Origin of the sequence: Kosakonia radicincitans DSM 16656, from assembly GCF_000280495.2 — a bacterium.
GTDB classification, from domain to species: domain Bacteria; phylum Pseudomonadota; class Gammaproteobacteria; order Enterobacterales; family Enterobacteriaceae; genus Kosakonia; species Kosakonia radicincitans.
Window position 1 is genome coordinate 1,559,994 of record NZ_CP018016.1, and the last position, 22,429, is coordinate 1,582,422.

General features: G+C 54.7%; 21 protein-coding genes and 2 tRNA genes. 12 read left to right on the forward strand and 11 right to left on the reverse strand.

The annotated features are described in order from the left end of the window. Positions 1-32: 32 nt before the first annotated feature. On the forward strand, positions 33-293 hold the full coding sequence (locus tag Y71_RS07730) for a DUF2534 family protein (RefSeq protein WP_007370964.1): 261 nt from the start codon (positions 33-35) through the stop codon (positions 291-293). A gap of 287 nt (positions 294-580) precedes the next feature. Further along, positions 581-2,521, forward strand: a complete 1,941-nt coding sequence (locus Y71_RS07735) for a methyl-accepting chemotaxis protein (RefSeq protein ID WP_007370966.1) — start codon at positions 581-583, stop codon at positions 2,519-2,521. A 14-nt stretch (positions 2,522-2,535) separates the two neighbouring features. On the opposite strand, the gene Y71_RS07740 is transcribed toward Y71_RS07735, so the two are convergent. Next, a complete protein-coding gene (locus Y71_RS07740; RefSeq protein ID WP_007370967.1) occupies positions 2,536-2,922 on the reverse strand; it encodes a VOC family protein in 387 nt (128 codons plus the stop codon). Positions 2,923-3,067: 145 nt separating this feature from the next. On the opposite strand from Y71_RS07740, the gene pheP reads away from it, so the two are divergent. Beyond that, on the forward strand, positions 3,068-4,465 hold the full coding sequence (gene pheP, locus Y71_RS07745; RefSeq protein WP_007370968.1) for a phenylalanine transporter: 1,398 nt from the start codon (positions 3,068-3,070) through the stop codon (positions 4,463-4,465). Between the two features lie 207 nt (positions 4,466-4,672). After that, the gene (locus Y71_RS07750; RefSeq protein ID WP_007370969.1) at positions 4,673-5,542 is read left to right on the forward strand and encodes a DMT family transporter; all 870 of its coding nucleotides are present in this window, start codon (positions 4,673-4,675) and stop codon (positions 5,540-5,542) included. Here the strand turns inward: Y71_RS07750 and Y71_RS07755 are convergent. Both Y71_RS07755 and Y71_RS07760 read right to left on the reverse strand, forming a co-directional pair. Continuing rightward, positions 5,531-6,328, reverse strand: coding sequence for a PhzF family phenazine biosynthesis protein (locus Y71_RS07755; RefSeq protein WP_007370970.1), 798 nt, complete (start codon positions 6,326-6,328; stop codon positions 5,531-5,533). The two genes, Y71_RS07750 and Y71_RS07755, sit on opposite strands and share 12 nt — an antisense overlap. 65 nt (positions 6,329-6,393) lie before the next feature. Then, positions 6,394-7,812 (reverse strand): MFS transporter, encoded by a 1,419-nt coding sequence (locus Y71_RS07760; protein WP_007370971.1) that lies wholly within the window; start codon positions 7,810-7,812, stop codon positions 6,394-6,396. Between the two features lie 108 nt (positions 7,813-7,920). Between Y71_RS07760 and Y71_RS07765 the strand changes: the two genes are divergently transcribed. Beyond that, complete coding sequence (locus Y71_RS07765) at positions 7,921-8,793, forward strand: helix-turn-helix transcriptional regulator (protein WP_007370972.1); 873 nt, start codon at positions 7,921-7,923, stop codon at positions 8,791-8,793. Here the strand turns inward: Y71_RS07765 and Y71_RS07770 are convergent. Beyond that, complete coding sequence (locus tag Y71_RS07770; protein WP_007370973.1) at positions 8,768-9,154, reverse strand: MmcQ/YjbR family DNA-binding protein; 387 nt, start codon at positions 9,152-9,154, stop codon at positions 8,768-8,770. The genes Y71_RS07765 and Y71_RS07770 overlap by 26 nt on opposite strands. Then, complete coding sequence (locus tag Y71_RS07775) at positions 9,144-9,734, reverse strand: TetR/AcrR family transcriptional regulator (RefSeq protein ID WP_007370974.1); 591 nt, start codon at positions 9,732-9,734, stop codon at positions 9,144-9,146. The genes Y71_RS07770 and Y71_RS07775 overlap by 11 nt, the downstream gene beginning before the upstream one ends. Before the next feature lie 192 nt (positions 9,735-9,926). On the opposite strand from Y71_RS07775, the gene Y71_RS07780 reads away from it, so the two are divergent. Further along, positions 9,927-11,027, forward strand: coding sequence for an MBL fold metallo-hydrolase (locus Y71_RS07780; RefSeq protein ID WP_007370975.1), 1,101 nt, complete (start codon positions 9,927-9,929; stop codon positions 11,025-11,027). A 38-nt stretch (positions 11,028-11,065) separates the two neighbouring features. Then, positions 11,066-11,407, forward strand: coding sequence for a RamA family antibiotic efflux transcriptional regulator (locus tag Y71_RS07785; protein ID WP_007370976.1), 342 nt, complete (start codon positions 11,066-11,068; stop codon positions 11,405-11,407). 38 nt (positions 11,408-11,445) lie between these two features. Here Y71_RS07785 and Y71_RS07790 read toward each other — a convergent pair whose 3' ends face one another. Together Y71_RS07790 and Y71_RS07795 are read right to left on the reverse strand one after the other, a co-directional pair. Beyond that, complete coding sequence (locus tag Y71_RS07790) at positions 11,446-11,838, reverse strand: YfeC-like transcriptional regulator (RefSeq protein ID WP_007370977.1); 393 nt, start codon at positions 11,836-11,838, stop codon at positions 11,446-11,448. Between the two features lies 1 nt (position 11,839). Continuing rightward, positions 11,840-12,199, reverse strand: a complete 360-nt coding sequence (locus Y71_RS07795; protein ID WP_035889037.1) for a YfeC-like transcriptional regulator — start codon at positions 12,197-12,199, stop codon at positions 11,840-11,842. A gap of 220 nt (positions 12,200-12,419) precedes the next feature. Between Y71_RS07795 and Y71_RS07800 the strand changes: the two genes are divergently transcribed. The 3 genes from Y71_RS07800 to Y71_RS07810 all read left to right on the forward strand — a co-directional run bounded on the left by Y71_RS07800 (position 12,420) and on the right by Y71_RS07810 (position 15,011). Continuing rightward, positions 12,420-12,495 (forward strand) — tRNA-Ala (locus Y71_RS07800). A gap of 41 nt (positions 12,496-12,536) precedes the next feature. After that, positions 12,537-12,612: transfer RNA gene (locus Y71_RS07805), tRNA-Ala, on the forward strand. Between the two features lie 209 nt (positions 12,613-12,821). Next, positions 12,822-15,011, forward strand: coding sequence for an EAL domain-containing protein (locus tag Y71_RS07810; protein WP_007370979.1), 2,190 nt, complete (start codon positions 12,822-12,824; stop codon positions 15,009-15,011). A gap of 42 nt (positions 15,012-15,053) precedes the next feature. On the opposite strand, the gene Y71_RS07815 is transcribed toward Y71_RS07810, so the two are convergent. Continuing rightward, positions 15,054-16,241, reverse strand: coding sequence for a NupC/NupG family nucleoside CNT transporter (locus tag Y71_RS07815; RefSeq protein ID WP_007370980.1), 1,188 nt, complete (start codon positions 16,239-16,241; stop codon positions 15,054-15,056). A 354-nt stretch (positions 16,242-16,595) separates the two neighbouring features. On the opposite strand from Y71_RS07815, the gene Y71_RS07820 reads away from it, so the two are divergent. After that, on the forward strand, positions 16,596-17,834 hold the full coding sequence (locus Y71_RS07820) for an Nramp family divalent metal transporter (RefSeq protein ID WP_007370982.1): 1,239 nt from the start codon (positions 16,596-16,598) through the stop codon (positions 17,832-17,834). Between the two features lie 76 nt (positions 17,835-17,910). Here Y71_RS07820 and ypeC read toward each other — a convergent pair whose 3' ends face one another. Together ypeC and mgrA are read right to left on the reverse strand one after the other, a co-directional pair. Further along, on the reverse strand, positions 17,911-18,231 hold the full coding sequence (ypeC, locus tag Y71_RS07825) for a DUF2502 domain-containing protein YpeC (protein WP_007370984.1): 321 nt from the start codon (positions 18,229-18,231) through the stop codon (positions 17,911-17,913). A gap of 122 nt (positions 18,232-18,353) precedes the next feature. Continuing rightward, positions 18,354-19,352 (reverse strand): L-glyceraldehyde 3-phosphate reductase, encoded by a 999-nt coding sequence (gene mgrA, locus Y71_RS07830; protein WP_007370985.1) that lies wholly within the window; start codon positions 19,350-19,352, stop codon positions 18,354-18,356. Positions 19,353-19,532: 180 nt separating this feature from the next. Between mgrA and Y71_RS07835 the strand changes: the two genes are divergently transcribed. Then, positions 19,533-21,188: an alpha-keto acid decarboxylase family protein gene (locus tag Y71_RS07835; RefSeq protein ID WP_007370986.1), complete on the forward strand. Its 1,656-nt coding sequence runs from the start codon at positions 19,533-19,535 to the stop codon at positions 21,186-21,188. Between the two features lie 3 nt (positions 21,189-21,191). Here Y71_RS07835 and Y71_RS07840 read toward each other — a convergent pair whose 3' ends face one another. Beyond that, entirely contained in the window at positions 21,192-22,427 is a 1,236-nt protein-coding gene (locus Y71_RS07840) for an ion channel protein (RefSeq protein WP_007370987.1), read from the reverse strand. Between the last annotated feature and the right edge of the window lie 2 nt (positions 22,428-22,429).

The window sequence follows — 22,429 nt, forward strand, 5'->3', positions numbered from 1 at the left end:
CGCACAGAAAAGCCACATGACAGGAGGTGTCTATGCTGGAAAAACTACGTACCCGCGAGGGGAAAAAATTTATCACGGCGGTGGTGATTGTGTTTTGTATTGCCGTCAGTGTGATCTCGAAAGCCGCCTTCGAGGGCGTGGAAGAGCAGTACAATCTGCCGATGGAAACGTGGACCACCTCGATGTTTATCATCCAGGGCGCATGGGTGGCGATTTACAGCCTGATGTTTACCATTATTGGCTCGCTGCCCTTCGGGTTTTACTTCCTCGGCCCGAAAGACGACAAAGGCTAACGCTTCCTGCCCTGGCGCGTGCCGGGGCGCTCTCCTGTTGCAAAAATTCCTCTGCTAAGACCACAGCATAAACTGCTGCATTAAACGGCAAGCTCCGTGGGTTAACCGTCGCTACAACATCCCGCCCTCTTATACCGCTGATTATGATTTTGCGCGCGCGTTTTTACACCTGCGTAACCTCGCTGTTAACAATTAAAGATCAAAAAATGTACGCCGATAGAGCAGGTATCAGGGAGCATGTGATGAAAGGAATATTGATGTAGCAGGTTTATACCAGGAGAGCTGTAATGGCCAGACAACTCGTGAGTAAAAAAATGAGTACCCGTGCGCAAATGCTGCTGACGGGTGCTATCACCATCACCCTCGGATTTGTGGTAACGATTGGGGTGCTGAGCTGGCAATCCAGTAATGCGCAAAAAAGTCTCGCCGAACACTATCTCCAGCAGATCGCTCAAAACGAAGCGCTGAAAATCCAGCAGCAACTCAGTTACGCCCGCGATGTGGCGCATAACCTCGGACATAGTCTGATTGCCCTGCCGCAGGGCGGCGTCACCGATCGTAAAGTGGTGGACAAGATCATGGAATCCACCTTGCGCGATAACCCGGATTACCTCTCTATTTCGGTCATTTTTGAAGAAAATGCCTATGACGGGCGCGATGCGGAATTCACCGACAAGCCCGATCAGGCACCAAAAGGGCGTTATGCCTTCTTTGTCGATCGCGATCAGTCCGGCAGCTACAAAATGCATCCGCTGCTCTCTTATCTGACGCCGGGCCAGGGCGACTACTATCTGCTGCCGCAGAAAAGCCAGAAAGATACGCTGATTGAACCCTACAGCTATGCCTATAACGGTGTGCCGACGCTGCTGACCTCGGTGGCGGCGCCGATTGTCAGCGACGGCAAATTGCACGGCGTGGTGACATCCGATATTTCGCTGGCGTCGTTGCAGCAGAAAGTGAATCAGATCAAACCGTGGGCGGGCGGCGGCTACGCGGTGCTGCTTTCGACCGCCGGAAAAGTGATTTCTTACCCGGATAAAAACCTGACCAGCAAACCGTATCCCGGTAAAACGGACAACTTCAGCAGCAGCGTGGTGGAGCAGGACGATCCGATCCTCGGTGAGAAAGGCCTGATTACCTGGCAGCCAATTACCATCGGCAACAGCAGCGATAGCTGGTATCTCGGCGTTGTCGCGCCGGTGAGCCAGGTGATGGCGGCGGCGAATCGCCAGCTACTCAGCGCCATTATTCTTGGTGTGATCAGCATCCTGCTGGTCAGTGCGCTGCTGGGGATTCTCTTCAGCCGCAAAGTGCTGAAGCCGATTGGCGGCGAGCCGCTTGAAGGCGCGACCATTGCACTCTCCGTGGCGGATGGCAAGCTGGATAACGCTATCCATGTTAAACAGGGCGATCGCAGTAGCCTGTTCTATGCGCTGCACACCATGCAGGCGCAGTTGCGGCAGATTGTCGGCCAGATAAAAGAGGCCAGCGATTCCGTGCGCCAGGGCGCCGGGGAGATTGTCAGCGGTAATATCAACCTCTCGTCGCGCACCGAGCAGCAAGCGTCGGCGCTGGAGCAAACGGCCGCCAGCATGGAACAGTTCAGCGCGACGGTGAAACATAACGCGGAAAACGCACACCAGGCGACGGTACTGACGGCGAATGCCACCCAGATCGCCAGCCGTGGCGAGAAGCTGGTCAGCCAGGTGGTATCTACCATGGCGCAGATTGATGACAGCGCGCGCAAGATCGGCGATATCACCGCCATCATTAACAGCATTGCTTTCCAGACCAATATTCTGGCGCTGAACGCAGCGGTAGAAGCGGCGCGGGCGGGCGAGCAGGGGCGCGGTTTTGCGGTAGTGGCCTCAGAAGTGCGCAACCTGGCGCAGCGCAGCGCCAACGCCGTGAAAGAGATTGGCGCGCTGATTGAAGAGTCCGGCAAGCGAGTGGAAACCGGCGTTCAACTGGTCAACGACGCCGGGAAAACCATGCAGGAGATGACGCAAGCGGTGAACTCGGTGCAGTCGATCATTACCGAGATCGTCAGTGCGTCGGATGAGCAGGCCAAGGGTATCGGCCAGGTGACCATCGCGGTGAACGAGATGGACGGCGTAACGCAACAGAACGCCTCGCTGGTGCAGCAGATGGCCGCTGCCGCCACCTCGCTTGAGGATCAGGCGCAGCAGCTTGCGCAAAGCGTGCAGCAATTCCGGCTGGAAGCGTAACGCCGCAGGTCGCGCTATTCGGCGACCAGTTCGATGCGGTTGCCGTCCGGATCGAGGATCACCGCTTCATAAAAACCATCGCCAGTCCATCTTGCCGGGCTGGCGAGTTTATCCTGCTGGCGCGCTTTTTCTGCCATCGCATCCACGGTTTCGACGCGGCCAACGGTAATGGCGATATGCGCCCAGCCGACAAATTCCGGGTTTGCTGGCGCATCGGCCAGTTCCGGCAGCGTCATCAGCTCAATCGTCGGGCCATCTTTTAGCGAGATAAAGTACGAGGCGAATCCCGCGCGATTTTTACTGACATATTTTTCATTACTGCTGGCGGAAAAAAAGTCGCGCCAGAACGTTCGCTGAGCGTCGAGGTTACGCGTCCAGAGCGCGACGTGGGCAATTTTCATTGTTATCTCCTTGAAGGGGTGTAGGGGTAAGCATTGATAATATGACGACTCGCGTTGTTTATCCTTCCTCTCTTTTCCATTTCTTGCCAGCCCTGACCTGAGATGTTAAAAGGTGCCCCTTTATAAAACCAGAAAGGGGAAGGACGTGAAAAACGCGTCACAGGCAGCGGGTAACGTAACCGATGCCGGGCCGGAAACAGGGCCGACACTACAACGGGGATTAAAAAATCGTCATATTCAGTTAATTGCGCTGGGCGGCGCGATTGGTACCGGGTTGTTCCTTGGTATCGGCCCGGCGATTCAAATGGCCGGGCCTGCCGTGCTGCTGGGGTACGGTATCGCCGGGATTATCGCTTTCCTGATCATGCGCCAGCTTGGTGAAATGGTGGTGGAAGAGCCGGTTTCCGGTTCGTTTTCGCACTTTGCCTATAAATACTGGGGACCGTTTGCCGGTTTTCTCTCTGGCTGGAACTACTGGGCAATGTTTGTGCTGGTGGGCATGGCCGAGCTGACCGCCGCCGGGATCTATATGCAGTACTGGTTCCCGCAGGTGCCGACCTGGATCTGGGCCGCCGCGTTCTTTGTCATTATCAACGCCGTCAACCTGGTGAATGTGCGTCTGTATGGCGAGACCGAGTTCTGGTTTGCGCTGATCAAAGTGGTCGCCATCATCGGTATGATCGCTTTTGGCCTGTGGATGCTGTTTACCGGCCACGGCGGCGAACGCGCCAGCTTCGATAACCTCTGGCGTTATAACGGCTTTTTCGCCACCGGCTGGCATGGGCTTATTCTCGCGCTGGCGGTGATTATGTTCTCTTTCGGCGGTCTGGAACTGATTGGTATCACCGCCGCCGAGGCCAGCGAGCCGCACACCACCATCCCGAAAGCAGTGAATCAGGTGGTGTACCGCATTTTGCTGTTCTATATCGGTTCGCTGGTCGTGCTGTTGGCGCTTTATCCGTGGATTGATGTCAAAGCGAACAGCAGCCCTTTTGTGATGATTTTTCACGATCTGGACAGTAATCTGGTCGCTTCTGCGCTGAACTTCGTTATCCTGGTGGCTTCTCTGTCGGTGTATAACAGCGGAGTTTACTCCAACAGCCGTATGCTGTTCGGCCTCTCTGTGCAGGGTAACGCGCCCGCGTTTCTGACCCGCGTCAGCCGTCGCGGCGTGCCGATCAACTCGCTGTTTCTCTCGGCAGCCATCACCTCGCTGGTGGTGCTGGTGAACTATCTGCTGCCGCAAAAAGCGTTCGGCATGCTGATGGCGCTGGTGGTGGCGACCTTGCTGCTAAACTGGATCATGATTTCTCTGGCGCACCTGAAGTTCCGCGCAGCGATGCGCCGTAAAGGGCGCGATCCGCAGTTCAGGGCGCTAATCTTCCCGGCGGGCAACTATTTGTGCATCGGTTTTATGCTGATGATCCTCGTGTTGATGTACACCATGGACGATATGCGCCTGTCAGCCGTACTGCTGCCAGCGTGGATCGCATTCCTGTTCGTGGCTTTCAAGCTGCTGCGTCGCGCACCGCAGCGCGCGTAATCCCGCTCTCTTCCCGCCGGATTCGGCGGGAATTTCCACGATTGCCCGCGAGTTTGCTGACTTCCATTGATTACACTGACGTAATATCAGAAAGCGTAATGATGGACTGACGTGATATTTCCCGCGCCAGCGCCTGCTATTTCAGGCATGATAACGAGAAATTTCGCCAGCCGTCCGCGCTGGCTTTTTTATTGTTCTGGAGCTGACATGACCCGGCAACGACAAGCCGACCTCTTCCTCGTTCTGACCACCATGATTGCCGCCTGCGGCTGGATTTTCTCCCGCGAGGCGATTTCTGGTATGCCGGTCTTCGCCTTTCTCGGGCTGCGTTTTTTCGGCGCCGCGCTGGTGCTGCTGCCGTTTTGTCGTGGGCAGCGTATTCCGTGGGAAAAAATGCGCCAGGTGGTGATTAGCGGCCTGTGGATGGCGCTTAATCTGTGTCTGTGGATCTGGTCGGTATCGACCACGGCGTCGCTGGGCGAGGGGGCATTTATCATGAGCCTGTCGATGCTGTTTGTGCCGCTGGTTGCCTGGGGAATGATGCGCACCCGACCAGCGCGCGCATACTGGGAGTGCCTGCCGGTGGCGATTATCGGCCTCGGGCTGTTAAGCCTGCATATGCCTATTACATTTCATGCCAGCCAGGGCTGGTTCCTGCTGACGGCGTTCGTGCAATCGATCTACTTTTGCTATACCAGCCGCTGTGCGCGGGAAGTGCCGCTGCTGTCGTTGACCGCAGTGCAACTGGCGATTACCGGTATCGCCGGATTAGCGATTTCGGCGCTGTTTGAATCATGGACGCAGCCGTTCACCGCCACCACCGCAGGCTGGCTGGCGGCCAGCATCCTGATAGCCACCAGTTTGCGCTTTGGCCTGCAATTGCAGGGGCAGAAATATGCCGCCGTTGCCAGCGCCGCCATTATTATGGTGCTGGAGCCGCTATTGACGGTGATTGCCGCCTCCCTCTGGTACGGCGAACGTCTGCCGCTGCAAAAAATTATCGGCGGAGTGCTGATCCTGCTTGCACAGATCTGGTTCCGCTGGCGTATGGTGTCGCGCCTGCCATCAAAGGCGTAACGTTCCTGCCAGCACCGTATGTGCCGCGCCGCTCATCTGCACGCGGCCATCGTCGGTGCAGTGAAGCGCCAGCACGCCGCCGCGCCGTGATGCCTGGTAAGCGGTAAGCGAGCGCTTACCCAGTCGCTCGGACCAGTAGGCTGCCAGCGCACAGTGCGCCGAGCCGGTGACCGGATCTTCATTGACGCCAACCCACGGTGCAAAATAGCGCGACAGCACATCATATTCCCCATCACCTGGCGCGGTAACGGCCACACCGCGTCCCGGTAATGCGCTCAGGGCCTGGAAGTCGGGCTGCAATGCCTGCACGATCTGCGCATCCTCAACCACCACCAGCTGTTTTGGGCCAAACTGGCCGTAATCTCGCACTTGCGCGCTCTCCAGCCCCAGCGCATCAAGTAATGCGGGCGGCACCGCGCTGTGCAGTTGCGGGGTGAGTAACGGGAAATCGAGCTGGATACTCGCTGCGCCGAGCGTGGCGGATAGCGGGCCAGAGAGTGTCTGAAACGTGATCGTATCACCCACTTGCAGCAGCCCGGTCTGGCGCAGGATATGTGCCGTCGCCAACGTACCGTGGCCGCACAAATCCACTTCAGCCTGCGGAGTGAACCAGCGCAGGTTGTTATCGGCAAGATTGAGAAACGCGGTTTCCGACACCGCCATCTCATCGGCAATCTGCTGCATTAACCCGCTTTCCAGCCCGTGCGGCGTGATGCATACGCCCGCCGGGTTGCCAGAAAAAGGGCGCGCACTGAACGCGTCCACCTGATAAATATCGAGTTCCACCGCTTCGCTCCCTTCGTAACAAAGTGATAACACTACCCCTGTTTCGCGACAACGGATAGCGTTCTTTAACTGGCCGGACAACGGTGAGCCAGTTGCTGGCGCGCGCTGACTGCCGCTGCTGCCAGTACCAGCATCATGACCACTTCTGTCACCAGAAAGCCGCTCAGCGCGGTGCTGTAATTGCCGTTTGACTGACCGACCAGATAGAGAAATACGCTGCCAAGCGCGGCCGGGCCGAGACCCAGTGTCGACTGTTGCAGCGTGCTGAGCAGCGCGCTGCCAGCACCTGCATCCTGCGTGGTGATATCCCGCATTCCGATGCGGTAAAAGCTGTTCACAATCAGCGCCTGGCCGTAGCCAATGAGCGCAGTGGAAGGCGCCAGTGCCAGCACGCCGACCATCCGCCCGGAGAGCTGCAACGTGGCAATCAGCGCCAGCAGGCCGCTCACCTGGATGACCAGCCCGGTCAGTAAAATCGTACGCATGCTGTAACGGGCAATCAGTTTCGGCGCATACCAGGCGGAGACAAAATAGGCGATACCGAGCGCCACAAAGCTATTGCCGGACTGGTACGGCGTCATTCCCATACCCGCCTGCAACGTTAGCGCCATGCAGAACATAAAGCCGGACCAGGCAGTGAAAAACAGCAGCGCAATCAGCAGACCAAAACGAACGCTGTGCAGCTTAAGCAGATGCGGCGGCACCAGCGGAATCAGACCGGCGCGCTGTTGTTGCAAGGCGCTGGTACGCATCCACAGAGCCAGCGGGAACAGCGCCAGCAGCGCGGCCTGCGTTGGCCACGGCCAGTGCAGATCCGGGCCAAGCGCCAGCGGGAACAGCAGACAGCAGAGGATTAGCGCCAGCGCGAAAGTGCCCTGCCAGTCAATACGTGTCCGGGTGTCGTTGCGCGTCTCCGGCAGGTAGCGGTTCAGCGCCAGTATCAGCAGACAAATCGGTACGTTGATAAAGAAGGCGTTGCGCCAGCCCAGCCCGGCGATATCTGCCGATACCAGCCAGCCGCCGCACATCTGGCCAATAATGAATGACACGCCGCCAATACCGCCATACAGACTAATGGCGCGGGCATGCGCGGTGCCTTTTAACGTGACATGCAATGTAGCGAGAATTTGCGGCACGATCAGCGCCGCGCCGATGCCCTGCAACGTGCGGGCGGCCAACAGAGCGGAGACAGAGTTTGCCAGGCCGCACAGCAGCGAGGCGAGGCCGAAGAGCGCTACGCCCGCTAAAAACAGGCGCTTGCGGCCAAAGTTATCGCCCAGCTTGCTGCCCATCGCCAGACAGACGGCAAATGCCACGCCGTACAGGGCGACGATCAACGCCAGTTGCGTGGCGCTGGTGTGCAACGATTGGGTGATAGAATCGAGCGCAACGTTGGTGATTGAAGTATCTATCTGGGGCAGCATCTGCCCGGTCAGCAGAAGGATCAGGCCTGCCCGGCCTGGTGAAACAGCAGACGTTTTCATGGTGACTCCATTGCGTCATTCATCAGATAGACGTAGCATCACCGATTAGAAAAACGGGTACCAGTTCTTGCGTATACTGGTATTGGCACTACCATGCTGGAGAGTGTGATGACGCTGATAAGCGATCGAATGATGGATGTGACCATCCAGGATGAAAACCGCAAACAGCTCGGCGCATTTTTACGCGCCCGCCGGGAGAGTCTCGATCCGCAGCGTCTGGGGCTGCCGCGCAGTGGCCGGCGGCGCACGCCGGGGCTGCGGCGTGAAGAAGTGGCGCTGCTGGCTGATGTTGGCGTCACCTGGTATACCTGGCTGGAGCAGGGACGGGATGTGAACCCTTCGTCAGCGGTTTTACAGGCCATTGCCAGCGCGTTGCAGTGTTCTCCCACTGAAACGCGGCACCTGTTTTTACTCGCCGGATTAGCGCCTGCCGAAACGCTGAATGTGCCGCAATGCGAGGGAATTAGTGAGGGCACACGCCGTCTGCTGGATAGCCTGCTGCCGCAACCGGCCAGTATTCAGAAACCTAATTTTGATATTGTGGCGTGGAATGTCGCTTTTGAACGCCTGATGGGGATTAAATTCGGTGAAATCCCCGAAGATGAGCGTAATTGCATCTACCTTTATCTCACGCATCCGCAGTGGCGCAACCGTCTTGGCAGCGATGACAGCATATTGCAGACATTTGTGGCCTATTTTCGTGCGGCGATGGCGGAGCACCGTGGCGATCCGTTATGGGAAGCGAAGCTGGCGCGCTTTTGCGCGGCGTCCAGCGAGTTTGCCACACTGTGGCGGAAATATCTGGATGTGCGCGGCGTGGAAAACAAGCTGAAACTGTTTACCCATCCGCAACTGGGAGAGTTTACTTTACAGCAAATGTACTGGTACTCAGCGCCGCGTAACGGTTCGCGGCTGCTGGTTTATCTGCCGGTGGATGCAGCGGGCGAGCGGGCGCTTAACTGGCTGGCTGAGAACGCGTAGGGCGCAGGCGCTGCTGCTGTTTACGCGAAAGGCCATCCACCACCCGATCCCACGACGCCTGAATCAGCGAGGCAAGCAGCGATTCGTCGATCTCTTCCCCCGCATAGACGGAAATCCAGTGCTTTTTGTTCATGTGATATCCCGGTTCAATACTGGGGTAGATTTGCTGGTTGAGCAGGGCGGTTTGCGGCTCTGCTTTCAGGTTTACCATTGGCCTGCCATGGGCGGTGGCAGTCAGCATAAAAATTTTGCCACACACTTTGAACACATCATATTCCGGGCCAAACGGCCAACAGTGCTCGGTAAACGGCATCTCAAGCGCAATACGGTGCGCGCAGGCCTGCAATGTTTTACTGTCCATCTATCCCCTCAGCTGTCAGTGCGCGCCACATCGCTTCAAAACCGAGGCGTTTGATCTCTTTGGCGCGGGAGGGATCGCGGCTGGCAAAGGTAATGGTGGTATCCGCCAGCGTCAGGAAAATGGCATCGCCAAAAGGCGCGAATTCGCCGTCGAGAAAAATCGGCAATACCGAGCGGTGGCAGAGCTCGTGCAGCTCCGGAAAGATATCGGTAACCTGCTGGCGGGTTTCCGGGCGCAGTTTTTCGCTGACGGAAATTTGCCGCACCGCACAGTGGCCGTTGGGATGACGAATTCCCCAGTCGATATAGCTGTCCCAGACCGAATGCGTATGCACTTTCGGATCGTTGATGGAGCGATCGAGATTCTCCAGCATGGTGCCGCACAAGTCAGTTTTCAGATGCAGGTAAAGTGCATTCAGCAGGTCGTCTTTGGTGGCGAAGTAGCGAAACAGCGTCCCTTCCGCAACTCCCGCATTGCGGGCTATTAAGGCGGTGGAAGCGGCGATCCCGGACTGCGCGATGGCTTCGGTTGCTGCTTCCAGTAACGCTTGCTTTTTGTCTTCACTCTTTGGACGAGCCACTACATTTTTCCTCACACGTTATAAAAACCACGATTGAAACATGCCCACCAGGAGGCTGCAACGTCGAATGTCAAAGAAAGAAAATGATCTTGACGGTTTGCTGTTGCTTTCTATAATGAGTGCTTACTCACTCATAATCAAGTTTAGTTCATATCGTCTCTACGGACTGGAGCGATTTCTTCGGGTCAGGATATGAAGCGTCTCATTTTCAGCGTGGTCATGGTTATGCTCGTTGCGTCCGCCGCCAGTTTACCCTTTGTTTTAAATGCAGGATTTGGCAAAGCGCCGCAAGGCGAACAGCTTACGGAAGTCGAAAAATCACCCCATTACCGTGACGGCAAATTTCAAAATACGCTGCCGACGCCAGGTTTTACCGGCAAGAAAAATATGCTGGCCGCGTGGTGGGATTTTCTGGTCACCAAACGGGAAAATGTCCGTCCTCAGCAGCAGCTGCCAATAGTGCAAACGGATCTCGCCAGCCTGCCTGTGGAACAGGACACGCTGGTATGGATGGGGCACTCTTCGTGGTACTTGCAACTGGCGGGCAAACGCATCCTGATCGATCCAGTGCTGAGCGACTACGCCGCGCCGTTTTCATTTCTCAATAAAGCGTTTGCCGGGAATGAGGCATGGACAGCGCAGAGCCTGCCGGAGATCGATCTGCTGATCATTTCTCACGATCACTATGACCATCTGGATTACGCCACCATCAAAGCGCTGATGCCGAAAATCAAACGGGTCGTGACGCCGCTGGGCGTCGGTTCGCACCTGCGTTACTGGGGCATGAATTCGCAGATTATTCATGAAGCGGACTGGCAGCAGAAGGTGGCGATCGGCGATGAACTGACGGTACATGTGCTGCCGGCGCGCCATTTTTCCGGGCGCGGCCTGAAACGTAACCAGACGCTGTGGGCCAGTTTTATGTTCGTCACCGACCAGCGCAAGGTCTATTACAGCGGCGATACCGGCTATGGCCCGCATTTTAAAGCCATCGGCGAGCAGTTTGGCCCGGTGGACATCGCCATCATGGAAAACGGTCAGTATGACGAAGACTGGAAGTACATCCACATGATGCCGGAACAGGCCGCGCAGGCGGCGGAAGAGATTAATGCACGCGCGGTTCTGCCGGGCCACGCGGGGCGTTTTGTGTTGGCAAAACACACATGGGACGATCCGTACAAACGGCTGGCGGCAGCAAGTCGGGGCAAAAGTTTTCGTTTACTAACACCGATGCTGGGCGAACCGGTTCTTGCGTCTAACGATGCGCAGGAATTCCGTGCCTGGTGGGAATAAACCCGTTTATTAATCGAAGAGCAGAGGGGGAGCGCAGTATGACTATTTCCGCTCAGGTTATCGACACTATCGTCGAGTGGATCGACGACAATCTCCATCAACCGTTACGTATTGATGATATTGCAGCGCACGCGGGCTATTCCAAATGGCACCTGCAACGCCTCTTCATGCAGTACAAAGGGGAGAGTCTTGGACGTTATATTCGTGAGCGTAAACTGGCGCTTGCCGCGCAGGATTTACGCAATACCGACCAGAAGGTTTACGATATCTGCCTGAAGTACGGCTTTGATTCGCAACAAACCTTCACACGTACCTTTACCCGCACGTTTAATCAGCCGCCGGGTGCGTATCGTCGGGAAAATCACCCACATACGCATTAAACGCACAAACTAAAAACCGGCCATCAAGGCCGGTTTTTTTACTCATCGATCGTCTGCGTTATACCGAGACGCTGTAAGAACCCACAGATCCCTTCACGGGCGAGTAATACCGCCAACAGCTTCTGTTCTTCGGGCGTCATGTTCTGTAAAACTTTGACAATCTCCCGCAGCGAACTATTTTCACTCGCATAGGATGGTGCCGGCTCTGCGATAGAGTAAGGAGAATGGCGCTGGCGCATGGAAGGCGTTTTCATCACGAAATTCCGCACTTCTTTGGTGATGTGAATCAGCCTTGCCCGACCACCTTTGATACCGGGGAGCGCTTCCGTTTGCCAGCCTTGTTCACGGATCCAGCGATTAACGGTTTGTCTGGCAACACCGAGAAAATCGGCTAGCTCTTCAGTCGTCATTTTGTTAGCGAGTTTCATCATTTTATTTCTGATTGCGGATGCCAAGACGTTGCAATAACCCGGTTATGCCGTCACGTAAGAGTAGAGAGGTGAGCTGCTTTTGCTCGGCGTCGGTCATCTCTTTCGCCAACGAAATAAGCAAAGCTTCAAGTGAGTTGTTGCTGATAGTACGCATCGCAGGGGCTGGCTCTTCGCTACGCTGTGCGCTGCGAATAAAGGCGCGGACTTGCTCATTCACATGCACCAGCCGGGCTTTTCCTCCTTGCACTCCGGGTTTTGGCGAGGTGATCCAGCCTTCTTTGCGCACCCATTTATTGATGGTTTGCCGGCTGTACCCGGTAAGACTGGCTAACTCTTCTGGTGTCATTCGTTCCTTGAGCATGTAATTTCCCGAATGGTTGTAAGGGTAATTAGTGGCTTATGTTATAGCACCATTTTACGGGAAAATGTGACACGTTTAACTACTGACTGCGAGGAGCTACGCAATGTCCTTAATTTGCATGCTTTTTCAGCGATTGGTTGACGCGGTACGATTTTGCCGTTGACACCTGGCAAGGGAATTCATATTATGCCGCCCGTCAACACGACACGCTTTACGCAATGGGGCTATAGCTCAGCTGGGAGAGCGCTTGCATGGCATGCAAGAGGTCAGCGGTTCGATCCCGCTTAGCTCCACCAAATTCCGAACCCAACGGAGTTGGTGCGTAAAGACAAATTGTGGGGCTATAGCTCAGCTGGGAGAGCGCTTGCATGGCATGCAAGAGGTCAGCGGTTCGATCCCGCTTAGCTCCACCAAAATTTCAAACCCTCGCGTTTACGCGGGGGTTTTTGCTTTTCTGGCTTCCAATTTGTCAATTTATTACAGCAAAAACTGGAAAAGTAGTAGTCCGGTAAAGCCGCAGTAATGAAAGTTATTCGACGGTCTGATAACTTGATTCATGTAATGAATAAACCTATTATTCTGGCTATTCTATTCTTCTGCCGGGATCATTTAATTAACTTTGATGACATATGAAAAATACAGTTGTATAAGAAAATTTCTGCTCGCGTTAATTTTATGCCTGGTAGCGCTTTCTGTTTCTCGTTTTATTTCACCGCGCGCAGTTGTCGATTCCTCTACGCTATTTCTGGCATGGCTACCATTAAGCGTAATGCTGGCGATTATTTTTTTATTCGGCCGTCATGGAATAATTCCAATAATCATTAGCTTTGCCGTAGTGAATGAGAGCACATTTCATCTCCCGTATACGGAAGCGGCGGTATTGTTATTCTGCCAGTTATTCCCGGTACTTGCAGTCTGCGCTATTGTGCGCTGGCGGCTTGGCGCGCGCTGGCGTCACGGTATGCCAAATAGAGACATAGCGGTACGCGTGGTGTGGATGGGATTTGTTGCGCCTGTTGGCATTAAGGCGTCAATGTATATTGCCGGAGCCTGGTTTAACTATCCGATTAATATCTCGAATTTTTTCGGTTCCGGAGCAATCATTTTCTCCATAATTGATATACAAAGTCTGATTTGCGCAGCGCTCATTTTTACCATGATTATCTATTATCCGTTACGGATGATAATCAATCCGCGTTTTGCCCGAACATTCTGGTATCGCAATCGTCAGCCTTTTTTATCAGCTAAAAACCGATTATTTATGCTGGGCTGGCTGGGGGCGTTAGTTACGACCGTTATTATATTGTGCTCACCTTTTAAAACCGACTATATTGCCGGATATTTAGTACCGATTATTTTCATCCTTTTTACGCTGGGGATCAGCAGGTTAAGTTATTCATTTATTACACTTAGCTGGTCTGTTTCGGCGTTTATGCTGCTGGCTTATAACAATAACTTCCTGCAGGGGGTAAATTCCGACTACTCGCTGGCGTTTGTCATGTCAGTGTTGATCAGCTTTACCATTTGCATGTTGTATATGACGCAGGTTTTTCACCGCAATGAGTGGCTGAAAAGACGCTGGCAGTTACAGGCAATGAGCGATCCGCTGACCGGTCTGCCAAATCTTCGCGCGCTGGAAAAACAGATGGAACAACAGCCCAACGGCGTGGTGTGTTGTCTGCACATGAAGAATATGGAGTTTCTCAGCAAGCATTTCGGCATGATGATGCGGGTGCATGTGAAGCGCTGCGTTACCCGGCAGCTACAATCCCTGTTGCAGGAAGGCGAGCGTTTTTTCCAGTTGCCAGGCTGTGAACTGTTGCTGCTGTTAAACGGGCCGGAAACGGCGGCACGCTTACAGCATATGACCGATTATCTGAACAGTCGTCGCATCTTCTGGAACAACGTCGGCCTTGATATCGAATTTGGCGCCTCCTGGGGGGAGCTGCACGCGTACGGCGAAGCGCTGCATCAGACGCTGGGGCAATTGAGCTGGCTGGCAGAGGAGGCCAGCGTCGGGCATCAGGTACTGGCTCTTACCAACAGTTTACAGGCGGTAGCTGACCAGACGACGGACCGTGTTTTGCTGCTTAATAAGGTTAAACGCGCGCTGGATGAAAATGGCATTCAGCTTTATGGCCAGCCGATTGTTGATGCGCAAGGGAAGGGATATCAGGAAATTCTCACCCGGCTTATCAGCGAGGGTGAAATCATTACGCCGGATCAATTTATCCCGGTTATCGCGCAGTTCAACCTGGGAACACGCTTCGATATGCTGGTGGTTGAACGCCTGTTGCAATGGATGCAGCAGCATCCGCAAAACAACCAGTCTGCGCGTTTTTCAGTGAATCTGATGCCAATGACGCTGATGCAAAAAGCGTTTGCTCCGCAATTTCTGGCACTGTTTGAGCGCTATGCGATAGCGCCGCAGGCGGTGATTATTGAGATCACCGAAGAGCAGGCTTTTTCTAACTCTGAGGTGAGCATTCTTAACATCCTGCAATTGCGCCAGGCGGGATTCAAAATTGCTATTGACGATTTCGGTACCGGTTATGCCAACTTTGAGCGCCTGAAACGGCTACAAGCGGATATCATCAAAATCGATGGCTGTTTCGTACGGGATATTCTTCAGGATCAGCAAGATGTGATGATTGTGAAAGCCATTTGCGAGTTGGCGAAAGCGAAATCGCTTACCGTTGTGGCAGAGTATGTGGAAAACGAAGCGCAACGCGAACTGCTGCTGGAAGCGGGAGTGGATTATCTGCAAGGATATTTGTTTGGCAAGCCGCAACCGCTGGCTGATGGCGAATAAAAAACCGGGGAATTCCCCGGTTTTTTGTCGCTTGTGTCGCTATCAGATCACCAGCGCGGCGATGGCGGCAGAGAGCACGCTGACCAGCGTCGAGCCGTACACCAGCTTCAGACCAAAGCGGGAAACGACGTTGCCTTGCTCTTCATTCAGGCCTTTGATCGCGCCAGCGATAATGCCGATAGAGGAGAAGTTTGCGAAGGAAACAAGGAACACTGACAGGATGCCTTCAGAGCGCGGGGAGAGGTTAGCTGCGATTTTTTGCAGATCCATCATTGCCACGAATTCGTTAGACACCAGTTTGGTTGCCATGATGCTGGCTACCTGCAATGCTTCGTGCGCCGGCACACCCAGAACCCAGGCGATCGGATAGAAGATGTAACCGAGAATACCCTGGAAGGAGATGCCGAAAATAGCAGCAAACAGCGCGTTCAGGCCGGAGATCAGCGCGATAAAGCCGATCAACATTGCCGCCACGATAATCGCCACTTTAAAGCCCGCCAGAATGTATTCACCCAGCATTTCGAAGAAGCTCTGACCTTCGTGCAGTTTTGCCATCTGCAGGTTTTCTTCGCTCTCTTCAACACGGTACGGGTTGATCAGCGACAGAACAATAAAGGTGCTGAACATGTTCAGTACCAGCGCCGCCACCACATATTTCGGCTGGAGCATGGTCATGTACGCGCCGACGATGGACATGGAAACCGTAGACATTGCTGTCGCGGCCATGGTGTACATGCGGTTGCGTGACATTTTGCCGAGGATATCTTTATAGGCGATAAAGTTTTCGGACTGACCCAGAATCAGGGAGCTGACGGCGTTAAAGGACTCCAGTTTGCCCATGCCGTTAACTTTGGAAAGCACCGTCCCGATGGCGCGAATAATGATTGGCAGCACACGAATGTGTTGCAGAATACCGATCAATGCAGAAATAAAGACGATCGGGCACAGCACTTTCAGGAAGAAGAACGCCAGGCCTTCGTCATTCATTTTACCGAAGACGAAGTTAGTACCTTCGTTAGCAAAACCGAGCAGTTTTTCAAACATTTCGGAGAAGCCTTTTACGAAGCCAAGGCCAATGTCAGAGTTCAGGAAGAACCAGGCCAGTAAAACTTCAATCACCAGCAGTTGAATAACAAAACGAATGCGGACCTTCTTGCGATCGCTGCTGAAGAGCAGGGCAAGCAGCGCCACAACAGCAAGCGCCAGTACAAAGTGCAGAACGCGGGACATATTTGCTCCAAATATGAGACGGGTAGAAATTTCGTGCACATTCTATGTAACAAGCGGAAAGAAAACGAGATCAAACACACACTATATTGATGTCCTGTGACCAGACTCAAAAATAGTGATCAAACATACATTTCTGTTATGTTAAGTAAAGGAGTGAAAAGTTACGTTGAAATGCTACACTCTTAACATAATTCGACGATGGTTCCTGCTACCGCCGTCACCATCCTTGAGATCCGGCCCTTCTATCGTTTCTGGCTATCAGAGAAATCAGGTAAATCCACTTTAAATGAACTTGATAATCATTCTCATTTTGCTAACATGAAACATAGCAAAGGCTATATTTAGGGGCAATAAATGAACAATAGTCGCGTTGAGAATAGCAGTGGGCGTGCAGCGCGCAAGTTAAAGCTGGCGTTAATGGGGCCTGCGTTTATTGCCGCGATTGGCTACATCGATCCGGGAAATTTCGCCACCAATATCCAGGCAGGGGCCAGCTTTGGCTACCAGTTGCTGTGGGTTGTCGTGTGGGCCAACGTTATGGCGATGTTGATCCAGTTGCTGTCTGCCAAACTCGGTATCGCCACCGGAAAAAATCTCGCTGAGCAGATCCGCGATCACTATCCGCGTCCGCTGGTGTGGTTTTACTGGATTCAGGCGGAAATCATCGCCATGGCGACCGATCTGGCTGAATTTATTGGCGCTGCGATTGGCTTCAAATTGATCCTTGGCGTTTCACTTCTGCAAGGCGCAGTACTCACTGGTATTGCGACATTCCTTATTTTGATGCTGCAGCGTCGCGGGCAAAAACCGCTTGAGAAAGTCATTGGCGGGCTGTTGTTGTTTGTGGCGGCGGCATACATTGTTGAGCTGGTCTTTTCGCAGCCGAAGCTGGCGCAACTGGCGCAAGGTATTATCATCCCCAGTTTGCCGGGAACGGATGCCGTGTTCCTTGCCGCTGGTGTGCTTGGCGCAACCATCATGCCACACGTGATTTACCTGCATTCGTCGCTGACGCAGCATCTGCATCAGGGCACGCAGCACGAGCGCTACTCTGCAACAAAATGGGACGTGGGCATTGCCATGACCATTGCCGGCTTTGTTAACCTGGCGATGATGGCGACGGCAGCGGCGGCGTTTCATTTCAACGGACATACCGGCGTGGCCGATCTCGATCAGGCTTATCTGACGCTGGAACCGCTTTTAAGCCATGCTGCGGCAACCATTTTTGGTCTGAGCCTGGTGGCGGCAGGTCTCTCTTCCACCGTGGTGGGGACGCTGGCGGGACAGGTGGTGATGCAGGGATTTGTCCGCTTTCACATTCCGCTGTGGGTGCGCCGCAGCATTACCATGATGCCGTCGTTTATCGTGATCTGGCTGGGGCTTGATCCGACCCGCATTCTGGTGATGAGCCAGGTGCTGTTGAGCTTCGGCATCGCACTGGCACTGGTGCCGTTACTGGTCTTTACCAGCGACCGTAAATTGATGGGCGGGCTGGTAAACAGCGCGCTGGTAAACCGCATAGGCTGGTTAATTGTGGTGCTGGTGGTGAGCTTGAATGGCTGGCTGCTGGTCGGAACACTTGCAGATTTATAATGAAAATGCCCGCAGCCGTTTGGCGTTGCGGGCAGGGTGTTGAATGCCGGTTAGCAGAGCGCTTCCGGCACGAAAATTAGTGGTGATGGCCGCGCCCTGGGCCGCGATGATCATCACGGTCACGCCAGCCTTCACGATAGCCGCGCTCGTAAGCATCGTGTTTATCCCAGCCGCGATGCCAACCACGATCGTGTCTGTACCAGCGATTACCGCGCCATTCATAGTGGCGGCCCCAGTAGTCCCGGTCACGCCAGCGTCCGCCGTCCCAGTAGTTACCATAGTTATCGCGATCGCCAATTTGTAATTTAATCGACGGCAACAGGGTGATTTCGCCAGCATTAGCGACCAGCGGCGCTGAAGCCATTAACACTGCTGCCAGAATCAGTGACCTGAACATACTCTTCTCCTCACGATCGGGCCGAAACGGCCTGTTACAACAATTTTACGGGGCGGCAATACCCCGTATTATTGGCGGAACTCTTAAATCGTGAATGGCAGCACTTTTTGCTAAAAATGTATTTATTTTGTACCGTCCAGAATCGCATCGATCTCAGCACGTTCATCCGCAGTGAAGTGACGGTTTTCCAGCATGCCAACCGCATCGTCAAGCTGGCTTATCTTGCTGGCACCAATCAGCACTGACGTCACCTTATCATCCCGCAGTACCCATGCCAGCGCCATCTGCGACAGCTTCTGACCACGCCGTTGCGCCAACGCATTCAACGCGCGCACGATGTCCAGTTTTTGTGTGGTGAGCTGCTCCGGATTCAGAAAACGGCTGCCGCTGGCAGCGCGCGAATCCGCTGGGATCCCCTGCAAATAGCGGTCGGTTAGCTGGCCGCCAGCCAGCGGAGAGAAGGCAATGCTGCCCACCCCTTTTTCCTGCAGCACGTCCAGCAATCCGTCTTCAACCCAGCGCTCAAACATCGAATATTTGGGCTGATGGATCAGGCAAGGTGTTCCCAGATCATTAAGAATATCAATTGCTTCCCGCGCCTGTGCTGCCGGGTAGTTAGACAGGCCGACATACAGCGCTTTGCCCTGGCGCACAATATGATCCAGCGCGCGCATCGTCTCTTTCAGCGGTGTTTCCGGGTCCGGGCGGTGATGGTAGAAAATATCCACATACTCAAGCCCCATCCGATGCAGGCTTTGATCGAGGCTGGCAATCAAATACTTGCGGGAACCCCAGTCGCCATACGGGCCATCCCACATGGTGTAACCGGCTTTAGTGGAGATAATCAGTTCATCCCGCAGGGAGTGAAAATCCTCATGCAGTATGCGACCAAAATTGCGTTCAGCCGATCCCGGCGGTGGTCCATAGTTATTGGCAAGGTCAAAGTGCGTAATACCGAGATTGAAAGCGTGCCGCAATAACTGACGGCTGTTTTCCAGCAGCGTGGTATCACCAAAATTGTGCCACAGCCCAAGGGAAATGGCCGGAAGCTTTAATCCGCTGTCGCCGCAGCGACGATAAGCCATGTTTTGATAACGCCCAGGATCTGCCTGATAAGCCATGCCGTACTCCTATTATGTCTTTATTACGTGAGTGTATACGTTTACACAAACTGGCCTTCCTGAGCGTACACCGGGTTGTGTCGTAAAGCTTACTTTCCACCTGAAATATGACCTCTAACCTGGATTCTCATCACACTTCTTTAATACTCAGATCAATGTTAGAGGTCAGGGATCAACGACATGCAAAGTGATTACTCAATTGCCGACTACTTACTCGACAGGCTTGCTGGCTGCGGTATCCACCACCTTTTTGGCGTGCCGGGCGACTATAACCTGCAATTTCTCGATCATGTGATTCAACACCCGGCTGTGCAGTGGGTGGGTTGTGCAAATGAACTTAATGCCGCCTATGCCGCTGATGGTTATGGGCGTTGTCGGGGAGCGAGTGCGTTATTAACCACCTTCGGCGTGGGCGAACTGAGCGCAATCAACGGCGTTGCTGGCAGCTATGCCGAATATGTTCCGCTATTACATATCGTTGGTGCGCCCTGTAGCGGCGTACAGCAACGGGGTGAATTGCTGCACCACACGCTTGGCGACGGCGATTTCCACCATTTTTACCGGATGAGTGAGCCGGTCACCGCCGCACGCGCCATTTTAACAGCGCAAAATGCCTGCTATGAGATCGATCGTGTGCTCGAAGTGATGCTGACACAGTCCCGTCCAGGCTATCTGATGCTGCCTGCTGATGTGGCGAAAATGCCTGCCATTCCGCCTGTAAACGCTCTCAAAATTTCCCCGTTCCCGGTAAACGAAGCGTGCCTGAATGCCTTTCGTCAGCATGCGCAGGCGATGTTATCAGCCGGTTCCTGCGTGGCGTTGCTGGCCGATTTTCTCGCCCGCCGTTTTGGTGTTCATAAAATGCTGCAATGCTGGATGAAAGATTCGCCGCTGCCGCACGCCACGCTGTTGATGGGGAAAGGGTTATTTGATGAAACGCAACCCGGTTTTGTTGGCACCTACAGCGGCGCGGCCAGCCCGGCGCCAGTGCGAGAGGCGATAGAGGGTGCGGATACGCTAATCTGCATCGGTACACGTTTTACCGATACGCTGACCGCCGGGTTTACCCAGCGACTTGCGCAGGAGCGTACCATTGAAATCCAGCCGTTTGCCGCCCGCGTCGGCAATGTGTGGTTTAGCGGTATTCCGATGCGGGAGGCGATAAATGCATTGATTCCCCTCGTGCGTGCCAGAGCGCATTCCGTAGCAAATCATCGCCCGTCGCAGGTTGCTCATGCCCCGGTTCATCAGGGGACACTTAATCAGGAGACATTCTGGCAGACCGTACAGGAATTTATTCGTCCTGATGACATTTTGCTGGCGGATCAGGGCACGGCGGCGTTTGGCGCAGCCTCCCTGCGTCTGCCTGCCGGAGCGGATCTGCTGGTACAGCCGCTATGGGGATCAATTGGTTTTTGCCTGCCCGCCGCGTTTGGCGCGCAAACCGCCTGCCCGGAACGCCGGGTGGTGTTGATCACTGGCGATGGCGCGGCGCAACTGACGATTCAGGAACTGGGATCGATGCTGCGTGACGGGCAACGGCCGATCATTTTACTGCTCAACAATGATGGCTATACGGTCGAACGCGCTATTCACGGCGCAAAACAGCGCTATAACGACATTGCCCGCTGGAACTGGACCCATCTTCCCCATGCTTTAAGCGTGGACTGCCAGGCAGAATGTTGGCGCGTGAGTGAAACCGTGCAATTGGCGGAAGCGCTGAAAGCGGCGGCGCATCACCACCGCCTTGCGTTGATAGAAGTGATGCTGCCAAAAAACGATCTGCCGGATCTGCTACGGGAAGTCACCCACGCGCTCGAAGCGCGTAACAGCTAAGCGTTATTGATCGCGCCGGGGAACAATCATCATCGGTTTCCCGGCAAGCAGCAGCCAGGCGGGAAGGATCACGATGCACAACAGCGGCAGCAACGTGGTATCCGGCACCACCACGGCGGCAAGAAACAGGCTCAGCCAGCCATCGCGCGTTACCACCAGCACCATACCGAGCACCGCGCAAGAAACCGTCACGGCGGCGGGTACGGCATCAACATGCTCATGCAGCATCAGCCCTAGCGCCACACCGACAAACACCGCCGGAAAAATACGCCCGCCGCGAAAACCGCAAGCGGCAGCAACCACCAGTGCAGCCAGTTTTACCACCGCAAACAGCAGGTAATCCGTCACCGTTAGCGTCTGGGCGAAGGCCAGTTGTTGCATCTCGTCCAGCCCCTTAAACAGCGTGACCGGGCCACCAATGATCCCCAACAGGCCAAGCAGGAAGCCGCCAACGCCAAGAACTATCACCGGGTTATGCAGCTTGTGCATCAACCGGTGCAGGCGCGGCAGGCACCAGACGGCAACCATACCCAGCGCGATGGCAAAAACAGTGACCACCGCGCCGCTGATGATATCGACGATATGCAACTGGGGATAATGGGGGATTGGCAGGGCAAAATGGGGCAGGGAGAACAAGCTGGTGGTCAGCGCGCCAGCCGCGGCGGCCATCAGCGGCGCGAATAAACGGTCCCACAGCGGCACGTCATTGCTGGCGGTCAGGGTTTGTGAAAATACTAGCGCTGCCGCTACCGGCGTACCGAACAGCGCGCCAAGGGTGCCCGCCGAGGCGAGGATGGTCCAGTCCAGCGGCGCTACGCGCGGGAAGATGCGTGTGCCCAGCGCCACCGCGAGCGCAATATTTAGCACCATTACCGGATGTTCCGGCCCAAGGCTAACGCCACCCGCCAGCCCGAGGATCAGCGCCAGCACCAGGCCGGGCAATGCTTTGACGGACACTGGCGCATTGATCAGCGGGACGGTCACCGGATCCGGACCACCGTGTTCGCGACTGAAACGGATCACCAGACCAACGGCGATCCCGGTTAGCGTCAGTATTGATAAGATCCAGCCTGGCGAATCGGGCGCAATGCCCAGTTGCCACGGAATGCCGCTCCACAAAACGGCTTGCAGCAGCGAAGCGATCTTCATTACCAATTGCAGCACAAGGCTGGAGGCCACGCCGATAGTCAACGCAGGCAGGGCCAGCAGTAACAGTGTTCTGGCTCGCGGATGAAGCATAC